Source organism: Kandleria sp. (genome assembly GCF_017934775.1).
Classification (GTDB): domain Bacteria; phylum Bacillota_I; class Bacilli_A; order Erysipelotrichales; family Coprobacillaceae; genus Kandleria; species Kandleria vitulina.
Window position 1 is genome coordinate 1 of sequence record NZ_JAGBIX010000068.1, and the last position, 3,780, is coordinate 3,780.

Genomic DNA, 3,780 nt, shown 5'->3' on the forward strand with positions numbered 1-3,780 from the left:
TATAACCTTTATTATACATACGACTGATTTACAATTATATTATAATATCATCAGATACAAAAGTCAAGAAACACCGTGTTTATCGCAAGAAATCCCCCACCTCTATAGGTGGGGGATTTCTTGCTCACGGCGTGTTAAAAAGATGTTTCGTAATGAAACATCTTTTCATTTATATTCCTCCTTATCCACCCATTTCTTCATATTCCAGAAAAGCTTGATAAAGGCAGCAATGAGAAGTAGGGAGAAAAAAATAATTAAGAATAAAGAGGCGCTTGATTTAAGACTTGAATATAAACCGATGACACAAGTGAGAATTAAACACACACTAGCAGCAACGGAATATAATCTAACAGCTTGAGAAGCATTTTTATTAGTGAGTTTCATTGTGTCACACCATCCTTTCTATATACATTATAGATTATAAATGTACTTAATTAAATAAAAATGAAAAAGTGGAGAAAAATGTCTCCACTTTTTTTACTTATTAAGAATTTCACGGATCTTTTTAACAACACCATTTTCCTCATTTGTATAAGGAAGCACTTCATGCGCAATAGCCTTGATGCGATCATCTGCATTTTTCATGGCATAGCTGTAAGTGACGCTTTTAAACATTGAGAAGTCATTCATGGCATCACCGAATGCGACACATTCGTCAGGCGAAACGCCAAGCTTCTCCTGTAGAAGCTTGATGCCATTTCCTTTATTTACACCAACTGGCTGAACATCTAGCCATTCATTACCAGCAGTTGTGGCAGTGATCCCTTCATCTAGAAGGGAACGTATTTCATCTTCAAAGAGATGAATATCATTTTCTGGATCAAATAAAGTGATTTTCATGATCTTATCTTTGACTTCATCAAAGCTATCATAATATTGAAGATTGCGATAATAGTTCTTCGCAACATGTTCATATTTTTTGTCTTTCTTTAAAAGATGTGTACCATTAAGACCAGACATCATGACAACAAGATGTTCGTATCTTTCAAGTGTCTTTAAAGTATGACGTACTTGTACATCTGTTAATGTGTGATAAGCAAGAACTTTTGGGCCATGTGCAATATAGGCACCATTGTCAGCTACAAAGTAAATGTTTTCACTCATTGGAATAAATTGATGATAGATTCTTAAATATTGATTTCCACTTGCTAAAACAAAATAAATACCTTTATCTTGCATCTTATAGAATTGACTTAAGAATTCATAATCAAACATTTTATTGTGATCAAGGAATGTTCCATCCATATCCGTTGCAATTAGTTTAATAGACATTTTACTCTCCTTAACAGCCTGTATTTAAGAGAAATATCTCTTAGTGCATATACAAGATAGTATGCTTATTTTTCAAATTATGCAAGGAAAACAGTTTGTGAATTTATGTTTTTGTCGAAAGGAAAACCTGAAAGTCTTGTAAGCGCTTTAAAAACAATATAGAATAGAAATAGATGAATTAAAGGGGATGGGAATTATGATAAGAAAAGATAGAAAAATGGAAGATATTGGAGAGATTCTTGCGACTTTGCAGGTATGTGATTCCTTGCATGTCGCTTTTTCTGATGGAGAATATCCCTATGTTCTTCCATTTTCCTATGGCGTAGATTATGAAGATGGTCATTTTGTATTCTATATTCATACTGATCAAAAAGGAAAGAAGAATGATCTAATTGAAAAGAATCCACATGTCAGCATTGAAGCTGATATTGTCTATGACTATTATCCAGTAGGAGGAAAATATATTTCCTGTTCATACGCTTCAGTGGTTGGCAAGGGGACCATTGAGACAGTAGAAAAGGATGAATATGATCATGCGATGGATCTCATTGTACTTCATTATGGCTATGAAGGATTTAGTTATGATAAGGAACTGATCAGAACTTTTACGATTTATAAGATCACCTTGGATAGCTATAGTGGAAGATGTCATTATAAAATAGATGAACAATCATTCTAGGATAATGATGTATTGAGATGATCTTTTAAGACATCCAAGAAAGAATGATTGGCAAAAAAGATTGAATCCATCTGTGGATTAAATAAGAAGCCATCACATTTAAAGATAGTAAGATAAAGCAAAGTAATAAGCTTTGTCTTAATAATTCTAGAAGCTAATGGAAAGCATTCATGAATGCTTTCTTTTTTTGTGAAAACAGGAAGACAGGTTTCTGGACTGATAGTCATATAGTAAGGCTTATTGTTTTCAAAGGGAATGTAAACATACAGATCACACATTAGTGAAATCAGTTCATCGAAGTTCTCTTGATAATCATGGACATGTTTTAATGTTCTGAGGAACTCTTCATCATAATCATCAGTAAATATTTGCTTGATCTTTATTGAAGAAGAGATATTGAAGACATCTTCTTCTTTAAAAGAAAGAATAATCCCTGAATGAAGAGAGCCATTCTTTTCAAATAAGGCAATATCACCTATTGAAGCATCAAGAAAACAAGGAAGAATAGCACTGATTATCTGACTGTTAAAACTGATATTGGCTGTTGTAATTCTTTTTGTAGAGAGTTTTTCAATATAATGTTCATCAACCGCAAGTGGTGTATCGTACTTCATTAGCTTATGAATGAGGGGGTTATTGACCATCTTTTCATAATGAGTTTTACTTATCAAGTAAGATTCAACTGGGTCTACACTCATGTTTATAAGGGTGTCAACGGGTTCATCATTGTAGAAGAGAACAGGGTTTTTATGCATCATGAAGCGAAGTGAATGCTTATAGGCTTCTATGGCGATATCGTTGTAATTGTTTTTTAGGATTAATTGTTTTTCTACAAAAGAAGAAAGAGTGGTTGTTAAGCGAACACTTGAGATGTCTTCTTGATTGAGGTAATCAATGATAAATGAAAGATGATAGCCTTCTGGATCAAAGGCAATCAGATGTTTTTTATAATAGATGATCGTAGGTGTTTCAATGATTCTTTTATGTTTACACATAGGACATGTGTAGGTGAAATGATCTTCATCGATAAGTAGTTCATGATAGAGAAGAGGGCGAGTTAATTCTTCTTTATGTCCACATATTGGACAGGTGATAAACGTATGTGTTTTCATATTATCTACCTCCTATCCACATTCTAGCATAAAAAAAACTGCCGGCTATTTTAAAACCAGCAGGGTTATTTTTTTTGTACGTTGTGTATAGTGGTTATCTTGAACAGTAATCGTAATTGTTGTTTTACCAGGAGAAATAGAAGTGATATTTCCTTTCTTGTCAACAGTTGCGATTGAACGGTTAGAAGAAGTGTATTTGACTTCATCAATTTTCAAGTTAGAGGATTGAGGCTTAACATCATAAGAAATCTGATGGGAAGTTCCTACCTTCATGCTGATGGTAGAAACAGGAACAGAAATGCTTTTGATGACTGGGCCTTGCTTGATGCAGGCAAACTGATAAACGCCGCATAGAACGATGAACCAGATGACGATTAAGGCACCTCTTACATACTTGTTTATTTTTTTATTCAAATAGATTAATGCAAACGGAACAAGAGGGAATAACAGGATACCAGTGATAATCCACCATTTTGAAATGCCACTCTTGTATTCTTCAATTGCTTCGTTTTTATCAGACATTAAATCACCTCATTAAACATATTATATATAAAAACAGTTTTGTTGAAAAGAAAAAGAGGCTGTAACGAAATAAATACAGCACTCAAATAAAAAATGGTGGCATCCTCATAAGTGATGAGGAATGCCACCTTTTTTGATATAATTAGGCTATGAAAAATAACAATACAAATACACCTAATTACAAGAACAATTATA

5 protein-coding genes are annotated in these 3,780 nt (G+C 33.3%); 2 read left to right on the forward strand and 3 right to left on the reverse strand.

What is annotated here, in order from left to right; genetic code table 11:
• The coding region (locus J6L95_RS07465) for a hypothetical protein (protein ID WP_287458643.1) at positions 1 to 358 on the forward strand (358 nt) is incomplete at its 5' end.
• Positions 359 to 477: 119 nt separating this feature from the next.
• Here J6L95_RS07465 and J6L95_RS07470 read toward each other — a convergent pair.
• The gene (locus J6L95_RS07470) at positions 478 to 1,272 is read right to left on the reverse strand and encodes a Cof-type HAD-IIB family hydrolase (protein ID WP_287458644.1); all 795 of its coding nucleotides are present in this window, start codon (positions 1,270 to 1,272) and stop codon (positions 478 to 480) included.
• A gap of 196 nt (positions 1,273 to 1,468) precedes the next feature.
• Here J6L95_RS07470 and J6L95_RS07475 point away from each other — a divergent pair, with 196 nt between their 5' ends.
• The gene (locus tag J6L95_RS07475; RefSeq protein ID WP_074685903.1) at positions 1,469 to 1,951 is read left to right on the forward strand and encodes a pyridoxamine 5'-phosphate oxidase family protein; all 483 of its coding nucleotides are present in this window, start codon (positions 1,469 to 1,471) and stop codon (positions 1,949 to 1,951) included.
• On the opposite strand, the gene J6L95_RS07480 is transcribed toward J6L95_RS07475, so the two are convergent.
• Both J6L95_RS07480 and J6L95_RS07485 read right to left on the reverse strand, forming a co-directional pair.
• Positions 1,948 to 3,063 (reverse strand): CpXC domain-containing protein, encoded by a 1,116-nt coding sequence (locus J6L95_RS07480; protein WP_287458645.1) that lies wholly within the window; start codon positions 3,061 to 3,063, stop codon positions 1,948 to 1,950. The genes J6L95_RS07475 and J6L95_RS07480 overlap by 4 nt on opposite strands.
• Positions 3,064 to 3,108: 45 nt before the next feature.
• Positions 3,109 to 3,585, reverse strand: coding sequence for an Ig-like domain-containing protein (locus tag J6L95_RS07485; protein WP_074685901.1), 477 nt, complete (start codon positions 3,583 to 3,585; stop codon positions 3,109 to 3,111).
• Between the last annotated feature and the right edge of the window lie 195 nt (positions 3,586 to 3,780).